Source organism: Streptomyces sp. NBC_01261 (genome assembly GCF_036226385.1).
Classification (GTDB): Bacteria; Actinomycetota; Actinomycetes; order Streptomycetales; family Streptomycetaceae; genus Streptomyces.
The window spans coordinates 8751869-8767720 of sequence record NZ_CP108463.1; the positions used below are offsets into that span (position 1 = coordinate 8751869).

Sequence of the window (15852 nt, forward strand, 5' to 3'; positions counted from 1 at the left end):
GGTTCCATGGCGGTACGTGCGGCGGTTGCCGGAGCGAGTGGATACGCGGGTGGGGAACTCCTGCGGCTGCTCCTGGCGCACCCCGAGGTCGAGATCGGTGCCCTGACCGGCAACTCCAACGCCGGACAGAAACTCGGCGCGCTGCAACCGCATCTGCTGCCGCTCGCGGACCGGGTCCTCCAGGAAACCACCCCCGAAGTCCTCGCCGGACACGACGTCGTCTTCCTCGCGCTGCCGCACGGACAGTCCGCCGCCGTCGCCGAGCAGCTCGGCCCGGACGTCCTCGTCGTCGACATGGGCGCCGACTTCCGGCTGAAGGACGCGGCCGACTGGGAGCGTTTCTACGGCTCCGCGCACGCCGGCACCTGGCCCTACGGCCTGCCCGAACTCCCGGGCGCCCGCGCTGCGTTGGCCGGGACCAAGCGCATCGCGGTACCCGGGTGCTACCCGACCGCCGTCTCCCTCGCGCTGTTCCCCGCGTACGCCGCAGGACTCGCCGAGAACGAGGCCGTGATCGTCGCCGCCTCCGGCACCTCCGGCGCCGGCAAGGCACCCAAGGCTCACCTCCTGGGCTCCGAGGTCATGGGCTCCATGTCGCCGTACGGCGTCGGCGGCGGGCACCGGCACACCCCCGAGATCATCCAGAACCTCGGCGCGGCGGGCGGCGAGCCCGTCACCGTGTCCTTCACGCCGACCCTCGCGCCGATGCCCCGCGGCATCCTCGCCACCTGCAGCGCCAAGGCGAGGCCCGGCGTCACCGGCGAGTCCGTGCGCGCCGTCTACGAGAAGGCCTTCGCCGACGAGCCGTTCGTGTATCTGCTCCCCGAGGGACAGTGGCCCGCGACGGCGTCCGTCCACGGTTCCAACGCCGTTCAGGTGCAGGTCGCGTACGACGAGGCCGCGGGACGCATCATCGCGATCAGCGCCATCGACAATCTGACCAAGGGCACCGCGGGCGGTGCCGTACAGAGCATGAACCTCGCCCTCGGGCTCGACGAGTCCACCGGGCTGACGACGATCGGAGTCGCGCCGTGAGTGTGACGGCAGCACAGGGATTCACGGCCGCGGGCATCGCCGCCGGGATCAAGGAGAACGGCAACCCGGACCTGGCCCTCGTGGTCAACAACGGGCCCCGCCTCGCCGCCGCGGGCGTCTTCACCTCCAACCGCGTCAAAGCCGCGCCGGTGTTGTGGTCGGAACAGGTGCTGAAGGGCGGCAAGGTCTCCGCCGTCGTCCTCAACTCCGGTGGCGCCAACGCCTGTACGGGGCCGAAGGGCTTCCAGGACACCCACGCCACCGCCGAGAAGGTCGCCGACACGCTCGGCCTCAACGCCGCCGAGGTCGCTGTCGCCTCCACCGGGCTCATCGGGCTGTTGCTCCCGATGGACAAGCTGCTTCCGGGAGTCGATGCCGCCGCCGGTCAACTCTCCGAGCACGGCGGCGAGAAGGCCGCCATCGCCATCAAGACCACGGACTCCGTGCACAAGACCGCCGTCGTGACCACCAAGGACGGCTGGACCGTCGGCGGCATGGCCAAGGGCGCCGGCATGCTCGCCCCCGGTCTCGCCACCATGCTCGTCGTCCTCACCACCGACGCCGATGTCACAAGTGACGTACTGGACACGGCACTTCGGGCCGCCACCCGCACCACCTTCGACCGCGTCGACTCCGACGGCTGCATGTCCACCAACGACACCGTGCTGCTGCTCGCCTCCGGCGCCTCCCAAGTCACCCCGGGGTACGAGGAGTTCGCCGAGGCTGTCCGCGCCGTCTGTGACGACCTCGGGCAGCAGCTCATCCGCGACGCCGAAGGTGCCAGCAAGGACATCAAGGTCGAGATCGTCAACGCCGCGAGCGAGGACGACGCCGTCGAGGTGGGCCGTTCCATCGCCCGCAACAACCTCCTCAAGTGCGCCATCCACGGCGAAGACCCCAACTGGGGACGGGTGTTGTCCGCGATCGGCACGACCAAGGCAGCCTTCGAGCCGGACCGGCTCAACGTCGCCATCAACGGCGTGTGGGTCTGCAAGAACGGCGGTGTCGGCGAGGACCGCGACAAGGTCGACATGCGCTACCGCGAGGTGCACATCGTCGCCGACCTCGCCGCCGGCACCGAGACCGCGACGATCTGGACCAACGACCTCACCGCGGACTACGTCCACGAGAACAGCGCGTACTCGTCATGAGCACCACCCGCAAGCACACCGCGCTGCCCAAGGCGCAGATCCTCATCGAGGCGCTGCCCTGGCTGACCCGGCACAACGGAAAGACCGTCGTCATCAAGTTCGGCGGCAACGCCATGATCGACGAGGACCTGAAGGCCGCGTTCGCACAGGACGTCGTGTTCCTGCACCACGCGGGACTCAAGCCCGTCGTCGTGCACGGCGGCGGCCCGCAGATCAGCGCCGCCCTCGACCGGCACGGCATCGTCAGCGAGTTCAAGGCCGGCCTGCGCGTCACCACCGAGGACGCCATGGACGTCGTACGGATGGTCCTCGCGGGGCAGGTGCAGCGCGAGCTGGTCGGGCTGCTCAACCAACACGGGCCGCTCGCCGTCGGGTTGACCGGCGAGGACGCGCACACCATCACCGCCACCAAGCATCTGCCCGAGATCGACGGGGAGTTGGTCGACATCGGGCGGGTGGGTGAGATCACCGCGATCGACACCGGCGCGATCGAGGCGCTGCTCGCCGACGGCCGTATCCCGGTCGTCTCGTCGATCGCCAGGAGCGAGGACGACGGACATGTCTACAACGTCAATGCTGATACGGCTGCTGCGGCACTCGCTGCCGCGCTGGGCGCCGAGACCCTCATGGTCCTCACGGACGTCGAGGGTCTCTACGAGGACTGGCCCCACAGCGACGAGGTGATCAGCCGCCTCACCGCCACCCAACTGGAGAAGCTGCTCCCGGAGTTGAGCTCCGGGATGGTGCCGAAGATGGAGGGCTGTCTGCACGCCGTGCGCAACGGTGTGACCACCGCCCGGGTCATCGACGGCCGGGTCCAGCACTCGATCCTGCTGGAGATCTTCACCGACGAGGGCATCGGCACGATGGTCGTGCCGGACGAGCTGCCCGACCCGAAGTCCGCCAAGAAGAAGTCCGCCAAGAAGTCAGGCAAGAAGCAGGGGGATGCCGGATGACCGGGACCGTGACGAATGCAGCGCTGACCCAGCGCTGGCAGGGGTCGCTCATGAACAACTACGGCACCCCCAAGCTCCCCCTCGTCCGTGGCGCGGGTGCCAAGCTGTGGGACGCCGACGGCAACGAGTACACCGACTTCGTCGGCGGGATCGCGGTCAACGCCCTCGGGCACGCCCACCCGGCGATCGTCGAGGCCGTCGGCAAGCAGATCGCCGAACTCGGCCATGTCTCCAACCTGTTCATCGCCGAACCGCCCGTCGCCCTCGCCGAACGGCTCCTTGAGCGCTTCGGCCGGGACGGCAAGGTGTTCTTCTGCAACTCGGGCGCCGAGGCCAACGAAGGCGCCTTCAAGATCGGCCGCCTGACGGGCCGTCAGCACATGGTCGCCACCACGGGCGCCTTCCACGGCCGGACGATGGGCTCCCTCGCCCTCACCGGCCAGCCCGGCAAGCAGGCACCGTTCCTCCCGCTGCCCGGCGATGTCACGCACGTGCCCTTCGGCGACGCGCAGGCCCTCGCCGCCGCCGTCACCGACGACACCGCGCTCGTCATCATCGAGCCGATCCAGGGCGAGAACGGGGTCGTCGTACCGCCCGCCGGGTACCTGAAGGCGGCCCGCGCGATCACCGCCGCGCACGGTGCGCTGCTCGTGCTCGACGAGGTGCAGACCGGGGTCGGCCGTACCGGGCACTGGTTCGAGTACCAGGCACACGAAGGCGTCCTGCCGGACGTGGTCACCCTCGCGAAGGGGCTCGGCGGCGGGCTGCCGCTCGGCGCCACCGTGGCCTTCGGGCGCGCGGCCGAGCTGCTCCAGCCGGGCCAGCACGGCACGACGTTCGGCGGCAACCCGGTCGCCTGCGCCGCCGGACTCGCCGTACTCGACACCATCGAGGCCGAGGGCCTGCTGGAGAACGTGAAGCGGCAGAGCGAGAGGATCCGGGACGGAATCGAATCGCTGGGCCACCCGTTGATCGATTATGTCCGGGGTGCGGGCCTCCTCCTGGGTATCGTGCTCACCGAGCCGCTCGCGCCCCAGGTGCAACAGGCGGCTCAGGACGCCGGCTTCCTGGTCAACGTGCCCGCCCCCGATGTCGTACGGCTGATGCCACCGCTGAACCTCGGCGACGACGAGGCGGACGCGTTCCTCCGGGCGCTGCCCGGGGTCCTGGACGTGGCCAAGGGGGACGGATGATCCGGAGAATGAGTCGACGATGAGTCAGGCGCAGGAGCACGAGCACACCGCGGGGCCCGCCGTGCCGCAGACCCGCACCGCCCGCCACCGCCGGATCGTGGACATTCTCAACCGGCAACCGGTGCGTTCCCAGAGCCAGTTGGCGAAGCTGCTGTCCGACGACGGGCTGAGCGTCACCCAGGCGACGCTCTCCCGGGACCTGGACGAGTTGAACGCGGTGAAGATCCGCAACAACGACGGCGACCTCATCTACGCGGTGCCGAGCGAGGGCGGTTTCCGCACCCCGCGCGTGCCGCTGGGGGAGTCGGCGAAGGAGGAGCGGATGCGGCGGCTCTCCTCGGAGCTGCTGATCTCCGCGGAGGCCTCCGCCAACCTCGTGGTCCTGCGCACCCCGCCGGGCGCCGCCCAGTTCCTCGCCTCGGCGATCGACCAGGCCGAACTCCAGGACATCCTCGGCACCATCGCCGGCGATGACACGCTCCTGCTGATCAGCCGGGACCCGCTCGGCGGCCAGGCCCTCGCGGACCATCTGCTGCGGCTGGCGCAGAACGACCACTGACGTACCCGTACGGCCAACGAGTCGGGGGTGCGCCGGAGTTGTCCGGTGCACCCCCGACTCGCGTGGGGCTTCAGCCGAGTCTGGCCGCCAGGCCGCCGGTGCAGCGCACCTCGTCGCCGGCCGTGATGAGCAGCGCCTCGACGTCCGGCAGCGACTCCAGCCAGGCCAGACCCTCCCGCGAACCCATCGCGAACGCGGCCGTGGCCCAGCAGTCGGCCCAGGTCAGACGCGGTGCCACGACGGTGACAGCGACCAGGTCGGTCACCGCGGACTTGCCGGTGCTCGGGTCCACGATGTGTGCCCCGCGCTCCGCCGTACCGGAGGTGGCGACGGCCAACTCGTCGGTGCCCGCGGCCGAGATGACGGCCGCGAGACCGCCCGGGCGGAGCGGATCCGAGACGCCGACGCGCCAGGGCCGGTGCGGTCCCGGGGTGCCGAACATCTGGACGTCGCCGCCGCCGTTGACGCTGACCCCGCTCACCCCGGCCGCCGCCGCGATCAGCTCGGCCGCGCGCTCGGCGGCCCAGCCCTTCACGATGCCCGTCGGGTCGAGGGGTCCCTCGTAACTGGTGCTGAACCAGCCGGCGCTCACCCGCTCCGCCTCGGCGCCCAGCTCCAGCACCTCGGCGACCTCGGCGTCGCACTCCGCGAGGGTCAGGTCGCCGCGGGCCAGCCGGGAGACCTGGCTGTCGTCGCGGTAGGTGCTGAACACCTCGTTGACGCGGTGCAGTTGGGCGACCGCCTGCTCCAGCGCCGCTCGGACGGCCTCGGGCTCCCCGCCGCGGATGTCGAAGGAGAACACCGTCCCCATGACCTCCTCGGCGTGCCGCAGTTCGGCGGGAGCCGCCGCGGGATCGGTCACCGTGTCAGCCACCGGCCTTGTCCAGCGCCGACTGCAGGGACTTCTTGTAACCGCCGCTCGTGTACGACGCACCCGACACGGAGTCGATGTTCGCGTTCCCGGCGGCCACGGCCTCCTGGTTGAGCTTGGGGACGGCCAGCGCCGTCTTCTGGTCGCTGGTCCCGCCGCTCGGGGCCTGCACCGCGTCGGCCTTGGTGATCTTGCCGCCCGCGACGGTGATCCGGACCTGGACGGGTCCGTACTCGGTCGTCACGACATCACCGGTGACGGTCTTGGCCTGGGCGGCCTGACCCGACCCGGCGGCCGAACTCTGCGAGGGGGCGGCCGTGTTGGCGCCGGCGGCCTTCATCTTGTCGATGGCCGACTGCAGGGACTGCTTGTAGCCGGCGCTGGTGTAGCTCGCCCCGGACACGGACGTGATGTCCGCGCTCTGGGTGGCGACGACCTCCTGGTTCAGCTTGGGCACGGACAGCGCCGTCTTCTGGTCGCTGGTGCCGCCCTTGGGCGCCTGGACCGCCTCGGCCTTGGTGATCTTGCCGTTGGCGACCGTCAGGCGTACCTGGACGACCCCGTACTGGGTCTGGGCGACGGCGCCCGTGACCGTCGAGGTCCCGGCCGCCGCGGCACCGCCCTGGGGCGACTCCTGCGCGGCGGCGGCGCCCTGGGTCCCCGCACCCTGCGCGGACGCCGAGGCTGGATCCGACGCCGGCTTCAGGGAGAGCAGCAGCACGATCCCGGACACGGTGGCGGCGCTCGCGAGCAGAACACGCCGGATGGGGTGACTCTTCTTCATCGCTCCTGACTCCCGTCGCTCACATCTCGAACGACTCGTGATGGATACGGCGGGCGGGAACCCCGGCGCCGCGCAGTGCTTCGTAGACAGACTGCGCGAAGCCGGGCGGCCCGCACATGAAGACGTCGTGGTGGTCGATGTCCGGCACCTTCCGGCGCAGCGAGTCCGCCGAGATGTCGGGGCGCTCCCCGCCGGGACTGTTGACCGCGTACATCAACCGGGCGCCGCGCTCGTCGGCGATCTTCGCCAACTCGTCCCACAGCGCCAGGTCCTGGGTGGTGTTGGCGCGGTAGAGCAGGGTGATGTCACCGGCGGCGCCGGGCAGCGTCTCGAACAGTGCCCGCATCGGTGTGATGCCGACGCCGCCCGCGACCAGCAGCACCTTGCCGCGGGTGCGCCGCTGCGAGGTCATCGCGCCGTAGGGGCCCTCGGCCCACACCTTGGTGCCGGGCCGCAGCTCGCGCAGCCGGGCGCTGTGGTCGCCGATCGCCTTGACCGTGATCCGCAGCATGTTCGGGCGGGGTGCCGCCGACAGCGAGTACGGGTGCGAGCTGAACCGCATGCCCGGCGCCAGGAACCGCCAGCGGAAGAACTGCCCGGCCTCCGCGCCGATCCGGTGCAGCTTACGCCCGCTGATCAGCACCGACACGATGCCGGGCGTCTCCTCGATGACCGCCTCGACGCGCATCCGGTGCCGCAGGTTGAGGCGGATCGGGGTGAGGATCCGGTACCAGACCACCAGCGCGGTGACCGTGCCGTAGAGCCCGTACCAGACGGTCTTGGCGATCGGCGTCAGCGCGAAGTCGTTGCCCGTGGTGATCTGGTGCCAGAAGGTGAAGAACACCGCCGCGTACGTCAGCAGGTGCACGTGGTACCAGGTGTCGTACGGCAGCCTGCGGCGGACGGCGCCGATCGACGAGAGGCCGATGAGCAGGAACAGGCCCGTGCCGATCGCGGCCTTGCCCATGTCGGGCAGCTGGTTCACCGAGTCGATGGTCTGCTGGACGATGTCGCTGAGCGTCTTGCCCGCCTGGAGGGCGTAGCCCCACATGATGAGGAAGACGTGCGCGAAGACCAGGCAGAGCGTGTAGCGACCGCTCATCGCGTGCCAGCGGGCGACCCGGTCGGAGCCGACCCGGCGCTCCAGGGCGGGCACCCGGGCCATCTGGAGCACGACGAGTGCCATCAGATAACCGGCCAACAGGCCGGTGATACGGCCCGCGTTGAGGATCTTGCCGTTCTGGTCGGCGATGGACGGCGTGTTGTGCCACCACAGCCACAGCACCCCGACCGCGCCCGCCCAGACGGCGAGCAGCAGCAGGGTCGCTGGGGAGCGGCGCGGGCGGATGCGGCGCATCGTCTGGCGGCGGGCGGCACGTCCGCCTGCGAGCGTGGTGGTCACGGTTCCTCCGTGGACGGGGCAAGGGGGGTGGGCTGCTCCCTTGGCCCTGAAGTACGTGCCGTTGCGCCTGTGCGTTCAGAGTCCCGCCGAGTCCAGTGCGGACTGGAGTGACTGGCGGTAACCGTCGCTTGTGTAGGTGGCTCCCGACACCGTGTCGATCTTCGCGCTCTGCGCGGCCAGCACCTCGCTCCGCAACTCCGGCAGGGCATAGGAGTTGATCTCCTGGTCGCGCGGATTGTCCGACGGCGACTGGACCGCGGTGACATCGGTGATCCTGCCGTTCTTCACGGTGATCTTCACCTGCACGGGACCCCATTGGGTCTGCGCGGTGTCCCCGGTGACGGACTTGGTACCCGTGGCGGTCGAACCGCCCGAGCCGGTAGCGGAGTTGGAGCCGGCCGGCGCGGGCGCCACCGCGATCGCGGGCGTCGTGTGCGGCTTCAGCGCCAGCAGCAGCACCAGACCGGACGCGGTGACCGCGCTCGCCAGCACGATGCGGCGCAGCGGACGGTTCTTCCTCAACGGATGCACGACGGCCTCACAGCTCGAACGACTCGTGATGGATACGGCGGTCCGGCACACCGGCGGCGCGCAGTGCCCCGTACAGGTCCTGGGCGAACGCGTGCGGACCGCAGATGTACACGTCGTGCCCGGCGAGACCGGGCACGGCCGCGCGCAGGGCCGCCGCACCGAGCGAAGGCCGTTGCCCCTGCGGCCCGTTGAGCGCGTACAGCACCTTCGCCCCGCGCCACCGCGCGATAGCCTCCAACTCGGCCCCCAGCGCCAGGTCTTGGGCCGTACGCGCCCGGTACAGCAACGTCACCTCACCCGGCAGCGTCTCGAACAGCGCCCGCAGCGGGGTGATCCCGACCCCGGCCGCGATCAGCAACGACCGCTGCCCGGAACCCCGTTGGGCGGTCATCGACCCGTACGGCCCCTCCGCCCACACCCGCGCCCCCGGCCGCAGCAACGGCACGGCCGCGCTGTGGTCGCCGAGCGCCTTGACCGTGATCCGCAGCAGGTCCCGGCGGGGCGGCGCCGACAGCGAGTACGGCGTGGACGCCCAGCCCATGCCCTCACCGAAGAACCGCCAGCGGAAGAACTGCCCGGCCTCCGCGCCGAGTTCGTCGACATGCCGCCCGCGTACGACGACGGAGTAGACACCCGGCGCCTCCCGGTGCACGGACTCCACCCGCAGCCGGTGCCGCAGATTGAGCCGCACGGGGGCGAGAACCCGGTACCAGAGGACGAGGGCCGCGACGCCGAGGTACAGCGCGTACCAGGCGTCCGTCGCTCGCGCGTCGCCGTTGAACTCGTTGCCCAGGGAGAGCTGGTGGAAGAAGGCGAGGAACACGGCGACGTACGTGAGGAGATGGACGTAGTACCAGAACTCGTAGCTCAGTCTGCGGCGCGCGGCGCGGGCCGAGGTGATGCCGACCGCGAACAGGATGACCCCGCCGAACGTCGCCTTCAGCATGTCCGGATAGTCCAGGACCACCGTGACCGTCTCGTGCACGATCGAGGCACGGTCCTGGGCCGCGTAGCCGAGCAGGATGAACACGACGTGCACGACGAGCAGGCAGACCGTGTACCGCCCGGCCATCGCGTGCCAGCGGGCCACCCGGTCCGAGCCGACCCGCCGCTCCAGCAGCGGCACCCGCGCCATCAGACCCACGAGCACGGCACAGGCGTACCCGCACAGCAGTCCGGCGATCCGCCCGATCCCGGTCAGCCAGCCCGCCGCCCCGACGACGGACCCGGTGTCCGCCCACCAGAGGGCGACCGCGCCCGCCGCACCGGCCCACACCAGCCCGAGCACCGCGGCCGCCGGCGAACGCCGGGGAACCGGCGCCACAGGCGGTGCCGCCCGCCGTTCGTACACGGTGGTCATGTGCGTGTCCTTTCACCCGTCCTGCACACAACTGTGCGGGCCGAACCTCTGAGGGATCTCTGAGCGGACGCCTTTCTCAGCTTTCTCAGAGGAAACTCAGAGCGGCCCACGGCGGCCGGGGGCGTCGCCAGGGGAGATGCTGGTAAGCGCCATGAACACGACCCGCTCCGGCCGACCGGCCCTCACCCGCCCCGACGGAACCCCCGTGCGCGTCCTCGTCGTCGACGACGACCCCGACCTCGCCGAGGTGCTGTCCGGTGCCCTGCGCTACGAGGGCTGGGAGGTCCGCGCGGCCGGGGACGGCGCCTCCGCGCTCGTCGGCGCACGCGAGCTGCGGCCCGACGCCGTCGTCCTCGACGTGATGCTCCCGGACACCGACGGCTTCAGCGTGCTGCGCTCCCTGCACGAGGTGAAGCCCGACGTCTGCGTCCTCTTCCTCACCGCCCGGGACACGGTCGAGGACCGCATCGCCGGCATCACCGCGGGCGGCGACGACTACGTCACCAAGCCCTTCAGCCTGGAGGAGGTCGTCGCCCGGCTGCGCGGACTGCTGCGCCGCGCCGGCATGGCCCGCCAGCAGGAGGAGGGCCCCCGGATGACGGTCGGGGACCTGGTGATGGACGAGGAGGCCCGCGAGGTCACCCGCGCGGGCGAACTCGTCGAGCTGTCCCCGACCGAGTTCGAACTGCTCCGCTTCCTCATGCGCAACCCGCGCCGCGTCCTCAGCAAGGCCCAGATCCTGGACCGCGTCTGGTCCTACGACTTCGGCGGCCAGGCCCATGTCGTCGAGCTGTACATCTCCTACCTGCGCAAGAAGGTGGACGCGGGCCGCGCCCCCATGATCCACACCGTGCGCGGGGCCGGGTACGTGCTCAAGCCGGTGCCCTGATGCGCTGCGGACTACGGGGACTGCGCTGGCCGCACACCCTGAGGGCGCGCCTCACGGCGGGCCTGGTGGTGCTGCTCGCGGTCAGCTGCGCGGCCGTCGGGGTGGCCGCGGTGATCGAGCTGGACGGCTTCCTCACCGGACGCCTCGACCAGCAACTGACCGAGGTCGGGACCCAGTTCCCGGCCAGCCTGGAGCACCAGGGCCAGACGCCGACCGACCACGACGCCGACGACCGGGAACGCGGCGACACCCGCCGACAGTCACCGGGCACGTTCGGCGCCCGCCTGGTCGACGGCACCGTCACCAACGCGGCGGTCGTACCCACCGACAAGGACGACGCCGCAACGGACCTGAAGGTCCCCCTGACCGCACGGGACAGGAAGGCGCTCGCCGCGGTCCCGGTCGGAGGCAGGGCACGCACCCTCCACCTCTCGTCCCTCGGTGGGTACAGGGTCCTCGCCTCCGCGGGCCGGGACGGCGACGTGATGATCACCGGGCTCCCGCTGGAGTCCGTGGAGGCCACGGTCCACCGGCTGGAGGCGGTCGAGGCGATCGTCTTCGGCGCGGCCCTCCTGATCGCCGGTTTCGCGGGCGCGCTCTGGGTGCGTTGGTCCCTACGGCCGCTCAGCCGGGTCGCCGCCACGGCCACCCGGGTCAGTGAACTCCCGCTGGCCAGCGGTGAGGTGACCCTGCCGCCCCGGGCACCCGAGTCCGATCCGCGCGGCGAGGTGGGCAAGGTCGCCGGTGCCTTCAACCGCATGCTCGGCCATGTCGAGGACGCGCTCACCCACCGGCACGCCAGCGAGGAACGGCTGCGCAGCTTCGCGGCCGACGCCAGCCACGAACTGCGCACCCCGGTGGCGTCGATCCGGGGCCACGCCGAACTCGCCCTGCTCCACCCGGACCCCGTCCCGCCGAAGGTCACCCGGGCGCTGGAACGCATTGCAGCCGAGTCGGCACGCATGGGCGTCATGGTCGACGAGATGCTCCTCCTCGCCCGCCTCGACGCGGGCCGCCCCCTCGAACGCCGCCCGGTCGACCTCACCCGCCTCGTCCTCGACGCCGTGGCCGACGCCCGCGCCGCCGGCCCCGAGCACCGCTGGACCCTCGAACTCCCCGAGGAACCGGTCACGGTCACGGGCGACGCCCACCGCCTCCAACAGGTACTGGCCAACTTGCTGGCCAACGCGCGTCTGCATACGCCTGCCGGCACGAAGGTGACGGTGACGGTGGAGACAGAACCGGCCGACGGGCCAACCTGCTTGGTGGTCCACGACGACGGTCCTGGAGTCCCGGCCGAGATCCAGCCAGGAGTGTTCGAACGCTTCACCCGAGCGGATCGACGCCGGACGGACAGCGGGGGAGGAGGAGCGGGGCTCGGCCTGTCGATCGTGGCGGCGGTGACGGAGGCGCACGGAGGAAGCGTGACCCTGGAGAGCCGCCCGGGCTCAACAACGTTCACGGTCCAACTCCCGCTGGCCTGAACCCTCTTAGGGGCGCGGGGCTGTGTCGATATGCGGCTCCGCCGCGTGGGCGCGACCAGCCACGATGCTCCCGCACTCGCCGTACGACCGATACCTGAACGTCGCTCCCGCGATTCAGTACCGAGCAATAGCCGTAGCCCCGCTCACCGTCCCCACCGCAATATGCGGCTCACGCCGAGGATCGGCCCACCGCACAATCCTCCGCATCGCATCCCCCGCCACAGACACACAACCGGCGGTAGCGCCACGCCCGTTGACATGCAAAAAGATCCCGGCCCCCCGCCCCTTCACAGGCTTGGCGTAGTTGAACCCGACGACGAACCCATACGCATACTGGGTCGGGTACGAGATCAACCGCTCGGACTCGGACGCCCTGCAATCACTCGCCAGGGGCTCACTCCACCGGTTGTAGACCCGAGACCGAGTGTCCTCACACCACCACGAACTCCCGCCCACCCGGCGGTACTTGGCGCGGGTCCCACCCGGAGCCGCCTTGATCCCGAAGGCATACGGCAGGTCGTACAACCCCGTGGGAGTCGTGTAGGACCCCTGCTTACGGGACCCACCCTCGACAAGCCCCTTCGCCCCGAACCGAGCAGCGGCAGAACCGACCTCGACCCACACCCCACCCCGCCGCTCCCACCAACTCAGCTTCCCCGCCGTCGAGTTCGCGCGCGGAGCCGCCGCCAGGATCAGCTGACTCCCACCCCCGGTATCCGCGAGCGACGAGGGCGACAGAGGCTCCGCCGCACGAGCGGGCACCGCACCGAGCAGCAGCAGAAGGAGGGACGCGGACGCAAGGGCGAGGGCACCGGGACGCATGGCTCCGACGGTAGAGCGCGCACGAGGTGACGGCAGCTCAGATGGGCCGAACAGGGAAGACACGGCCGGTCCGGGCATGACCGTGGCCGCCCCGGCCGGCGTTCATCGGGGCGGCCACGGCTGCCTGTCACGTCACTTGGTGAGCGTGCAGGCGGCCAGGGAGTCGAGTCCGGTGGGCTTGGTGCCCTGGCGGCCGATGGAGATGGCGATCCGGTCGATCGTCGAGACCCGCTTGTCCTTCAGCGGGCCGAGGATCGCGTTCTGGACGAAGTTGGCGCCGCCCTGTCCGACGGTGTCGACGAGTCGCTTGTTGGCCTCGGCGATCTGGGTGTCCAGAAGGGTGAGGTTGCGGTCGACCTCGGCCTGCGCGGAAGCCGGAACAGCGGGCAGCTGCGACTTCACGTCCGGGCACGAGATGGTCCCGGCCGCCGTGGTGGTGTCCGTCCCCCCGGCCGCGTCGGTGGCGGACGCGGTGGCACTCGGGGTCGCGGTGTCGGTCGAACCGGTGTCGGTTCCGCCCGTTTCCGTCCCGCCGACGTCGGTCCCACCGGTGCTGAGGGCGCAGGTGGCCAGGGAGTCGAGCCCGGTGGGCTTGGTGCCCTGGCGGCCGATGGAGATGGCGATCCGGTCGATCGTCGAGACCCGCTTGTCCTTCAGCGGGCCGAGGATCGCGTTCTGGACGAAGTTGGCGCCACCTTGCCCCACCGTGTCGACGAGTCGCTTGTTGGCCTCGGCGATCTGGGTGTCGAGAAGGGTGAGGTTGCGGTCGACCTCGGCCTGCGCGGAGGCCGGAACAGCGGGCAGCTGCGACTTCACGTCCGGGCACGAGATCGTCCCTGTGTCGGACAACGTCCGGGCGCTCTGCGCGGTGCTGCTCTTGTCCGGCGTCCCGGCGAGAGCGGACCCGGCGATGACCGCGCCGGACAGCACCACGGCGGCGGCACCGCCGATGAACACGACGCGACGCTTGTTGTACTTGGGGAGAGCCCTGGACATGCGAATGCCTCACTCGGGTCAGGGGGGAACTGGGGGTGACTCTTGGGTGACTCGTGGGGAGAAACGCGGCGCCTGCGTCCGGCGAGAAGTACGGGCAAGCGGTTGCTGCCGTTCAAGGGACACTAAAATTGACGATCCATACGGAACTCTGCATAATCATGCATGCGAGACAATGCAGGGACGACACAGGGACAACGCGGAACATCGCGACCCACCCACGGCCTTTGAGGAGCAGCGCAAGTGAGCAGCAACAGCGGTGACGTACGGCTCTGGGGCGGTCGTTTCGCCGACGGTCCCGCCGAGGCCCTGGCGAAGCTGTCCGCGTCCGTCCACTTCGACTGGCGGCTCGCGCCCTACGACATCGCCGGTTCCCGCGCCCACGCGCGCGTGCTGCACAAGGCGAACCTCCTTGACGACGACGAGCTGAACCGCATGCTCGCGGGCCTGGACCAGCTCGCGGCGAACGTCGACGACGGCTCCCTCGTCGGTACGATCGCCGACGAGGACGTCCATACGGCCCTGGAACGCGGCCTGTTGGAGATCCTCGGCCCCGACCTCGGCGGCAAGCTGCGCGCGGGCCGCTCCCGCAACGACCAGGTCGCCACCCTCTTCCGGATGTACCTGCGCGACCACGCCCGCACCCTCGGCGGCCTCATCGCCGACCTCCAGGACGCGCTGATCGGCCTGGCGGAGGCTCACCCCGACGTGGCGATGCCCGGCCGCACCCACCTCCAGCACGCCCAGCCGGTGCTGTTCGCCCACCACATGCTGGCCCACGTGCAGCCGCTGTCCCGGGACGCGGAACGCCTGCGCCAGTGGGACGAGCGGACTGCCGTCTCCCCGTACGGCTCGGGCGCGCTCGCGGGTTCCTCCCTCGGCCTGGACCCGGAGTCGGTGGCGAAGGACCTCGGCTTCGAGCACGGCTCGGTCGCGAACTCCATCGACGGCACGGCCTCCCGAGACTTCGTCGCAGAGTTCGCCTTCATCACCGCGATGATCGGGGTGAACCTCTCCCGGATCGCCGAGGAGATCATCATCTGGAACACGAAGGAGTTCTCCTTCGTCACCCTGCACGACGCGTTCTCCACGGGCTCGTCGATCATGCCGCAGAAAAAGAACCCGGACATCGCGGAGCTGGCGCGCGGCAAGTCCGGCCGCCTGATCGGCAACCTCACGGGCCTGATGGCCACGCTCAAGGCCCTCCCGCTCGCCTACAACCGCGACCTCCAGGAGGACAAGGAGCCGGTCTTCGACTCCATCGACCAACTGGAGGTCCTGCTCCCGGCGTTCACCGGCATGATGGCCACCCTCACCATCCACCGCGACCGCATGGAGGAACTGGCCCCGGCCGGTTTCTCCCTCGCCACGGACATCGCCGAGTGGCTGGTCAAGCAGGGCGTCCCCTTCCGGGTGGCCCACGAGGTCGCCGGCGAGTGCGTCAAGGTCGCCGAGTCCGAGGGCATCGAACTGGACGGCCTCACCGACGAACAGTTCGCGAAGATCTCCCCGCACCTCACCCCGGAGGTGCGGACGGTCCTGAACGTGCCGGGCGCCCTGGCCTCCCGCAACGCCCGGGGCGGCACGGCCCCGAGCGCGGTTGCCGTCCAACTGGCAGAGGTGAAGCGGGACTTGGCGGCCCAGAACGCCTGGGCAACGGCCAAGAAGAAGTAGGCCTGGGCCTTCTGCCCCCAAGGGCCGCGGGCCCTCTGAGGGCGCGGGGAACTGCGCGGGCGACCACAACGCACCCGCACTCGCCGCACGACCGCACGGACCGAGCTCAAGGGCGAAGGTCATCCCGGGTTACGTTGGTCAGCACCCG

Annotated in this window: 15 protein-coding genes; 8 read left to right on the forward strand and 7 right to left on the reverse strand. The window is 70.6% G+C overall.

Annotated elements, in window-relative coordinates; all coding sequences use genetic code 11:
- The first annotated feature begins 6 nt into the window (after positions 1 to 6).
- From argC to OG226_RS39005, 5 genes are read left to right on the forward strand one after another with little or no spacing between them, the layout of a single operon-like run.
- A complete protein-coding gene (gene argC / locus OG226_RS38985; protein WP_329351559.1) occupies positions 7 to 1035 on the forward strand; it encodes an N-acetyl-gamma-glutamyl-phosphate reductase in 1029 nt (342 codons plus the stop codon).
- Positions 1032 to 2186, forward strand: coding sequence for a bifunctional glutamate N-acetyltransferase/amino-acid acetyltransferase ArgJ (gene argJ / locus OG226_RS38990; RefSeq protein WP_328684437.1), 1155 nt, complete (start codon positions 1032 to 1034; stop codon positions 2184 to 2186). The genes argC and argJ overlap by 4 nt, the downstream gene beginning before the upstream one ends.
- Positions 2183 to 3142, forward strand: coding sequence for an acetylglutamate kinase (argB, locus tag OG226_RS38995; protein ID WP_328684438.1), 960 nt, complete (start codon positions 2183 to 2185; stop codon positions 3140 to 3142). The genes argJ and argB overlap by 4 nt, the downstream gene beginning before the upstream one ends.
- The gene (locus OG226_RS39000) at positions 3139 to 4335 is read left to right on the forward strand and encodes an acetylornithine transaminase (protein WP_328684439.1); all 1197 of its coding nucleotides are present in this window, start codon (positions 3139 to 3141) and stop codon (positions 4333 to 4335) included. The genes argB and OG226_RS39000 overlap by 4 nt, the downstream gene beginning before the upstream one ends.
- A 19-nt stretch (positions 4336 to 4354) precedes the next feature.
- Positions 4355 to 4894: an arginine repressor gene (locus OG226_RS39005; protein WP_019059868.1), complete on the forward strand. Its 540-nt coding sequence runs from the start codon at positions 4355 to 4357 to the stop codon at positions 4892 to 4894.
- Positions 4895 to 4964: 70 nt separating this feature from the next.
- Here the strand turns inward: OG226_RS39005 and OG226_RS39010 are convergent, their stop codons facing one another.
- The 5 genes from OG226_RS39010 to OG226_RS39030 all read right to left on the reverse strand — a co-directional run bounded on the left by OG226_RS39010 (position 4965) and on the right by OG226_RS39030 (position 9842).
- Positions 4965 to 5768, reverse strand: a complete 804-nt coding sequence (locus OG226_RS39010) for an FAD:protein FMN transferase (RefSeq protein ID WP_329351561.1) — start codon at positions 5766 to 5768, stop codon at positions 4965 to 4967.
- Positions 5761 to 6549, reverse strand: a complete 789-nt coding sequence (locus OG226_RS39015) for an FMN-binding protein (protein ID WP_328684441.1) — start codon at positions 6547 to 6549, stop codon at positions 5761 to 5763. The genes OG226_RS39010 and OG226_RS39015 overlap by 8 nt, the downstream gene beginning before the upstream one ends.
- A 19-nt stretch (positions 6550 to 6568) precedes the next feature.
- The gene (locus OG226_RS39020; protein WP_328684442.1) at positions 6569 to 7951 is read right to left on the reverse strand and encodes a ferredoxin reductase family protein; all 1383 of its coding nucleotides are present in this window, start codon (positions 7949 to 7951) and stop codon (positions 6569 to 6571) included.
- 75 nt (positions 7952 to 8026) lie between these two features.
- Positions 8027 to 8482 carry an FMN-binding protein gene (locus tag OG226_RS39025; protein WP_328684443.1) on the reverse strand — a complete coding sequence of 152 codons (456 nt, stop codon included), beginning with the start codon at positions 8480 to 8482 and terminating at the stop codon, positions 8027 to 8029.
- 7 nt (positions 8483 to 8489) lie between these two features.
- Positions 8490 to 9842: a ferredoxin reductase family protein gene (locus OG226_RS39030; protein WP_329351562.1), complete on the reverse strand. Its 1353-nt coding sequence runs from the start codon at positions 9840 to 9842 to the stop codon at positions 8490 to 8492.
- 151 nt (positions 9843 to 9993) lie between these two features.
- On the opposite strand from OG226_RS39030, the gene OG226_RS39035 reads away from it, so the two are divergent.
- Both OG226_RS39035 and OG226_RS39040 read left to right on the forward strand, forming a co-directional pair.
- Positions 9994 to 10731 carry a response regulator transcription factor gene (locus OG226_RS39035; RefSeq protein ID WP_328684445.1) on the forward strand — a complete coding sequence of 246 codons (738 nt, stop codon included), beginning with the start codon at positions 9994 to 9996 and terminating at the stop codon, positions 10729 to 10731.
- Positions 10731 to 12215: a sensor histidine kinase gene (locus tag OG226_RS39040; RefSeq protein ID WP_329351564.1), complete on the forward strand. Its 1485-nt coding sequence runs from the start codon at positions 10731 to 10733 to the stop codon at positions 12213 to 12215. Before OG226_RS39035 ends, OG226_RS39040 begins: the two co-directional genes overlap by 1 nt.
- 114 nt (positions 12216 to 12329) lie before the next feature.
- Here the strand turns inward: OG226_RS39040 and OG226_RS39045 are convergent, their stop codons facing one another.
- Together OG226_RS39045 and OG226_RS39050 are read right to left on the reverse strand one after the other, a co-directional pair.
- On the reverse strand, positions 12330 to 13037 hold the full coding sequence (locus tag OG226_RS39045) for a L,D-transpeptidase family protein (protein WP_329351566.1): 708 nt from the start codon (positions 13035 to 13037) through the stop codon (positions 12330 to 12332).
- A gap of 132 nt (positions 13038 to 13169) precedes the next feature.
- Positions 13170 to 14033, reverse strand: coding sequence for a hypothetical protein (locus OG226_RS39050; protein WP_329351568.1), 864 nt, complete (start codon positions 14031 to 14033; stop codon positions 13170 to 13172).
- 240 nt (positions 14034 to 14273) lie between these two features.
- Between OG226_RS39050 and argH the strand changes: the two genes are divergently transcribed.
- A complete protein-coding gene (gene argH / locus OG226_RS39055) occupies positions 14274 to 15704 on the forward strand; it encodes an argininosuccinate lyase (protein WP_328684449.1) in 1431 nt (476 codons plus the stop codon).
- The last annotated feature ends 148 nt before the right edge of the window (positions 15705 to 15852 follow it).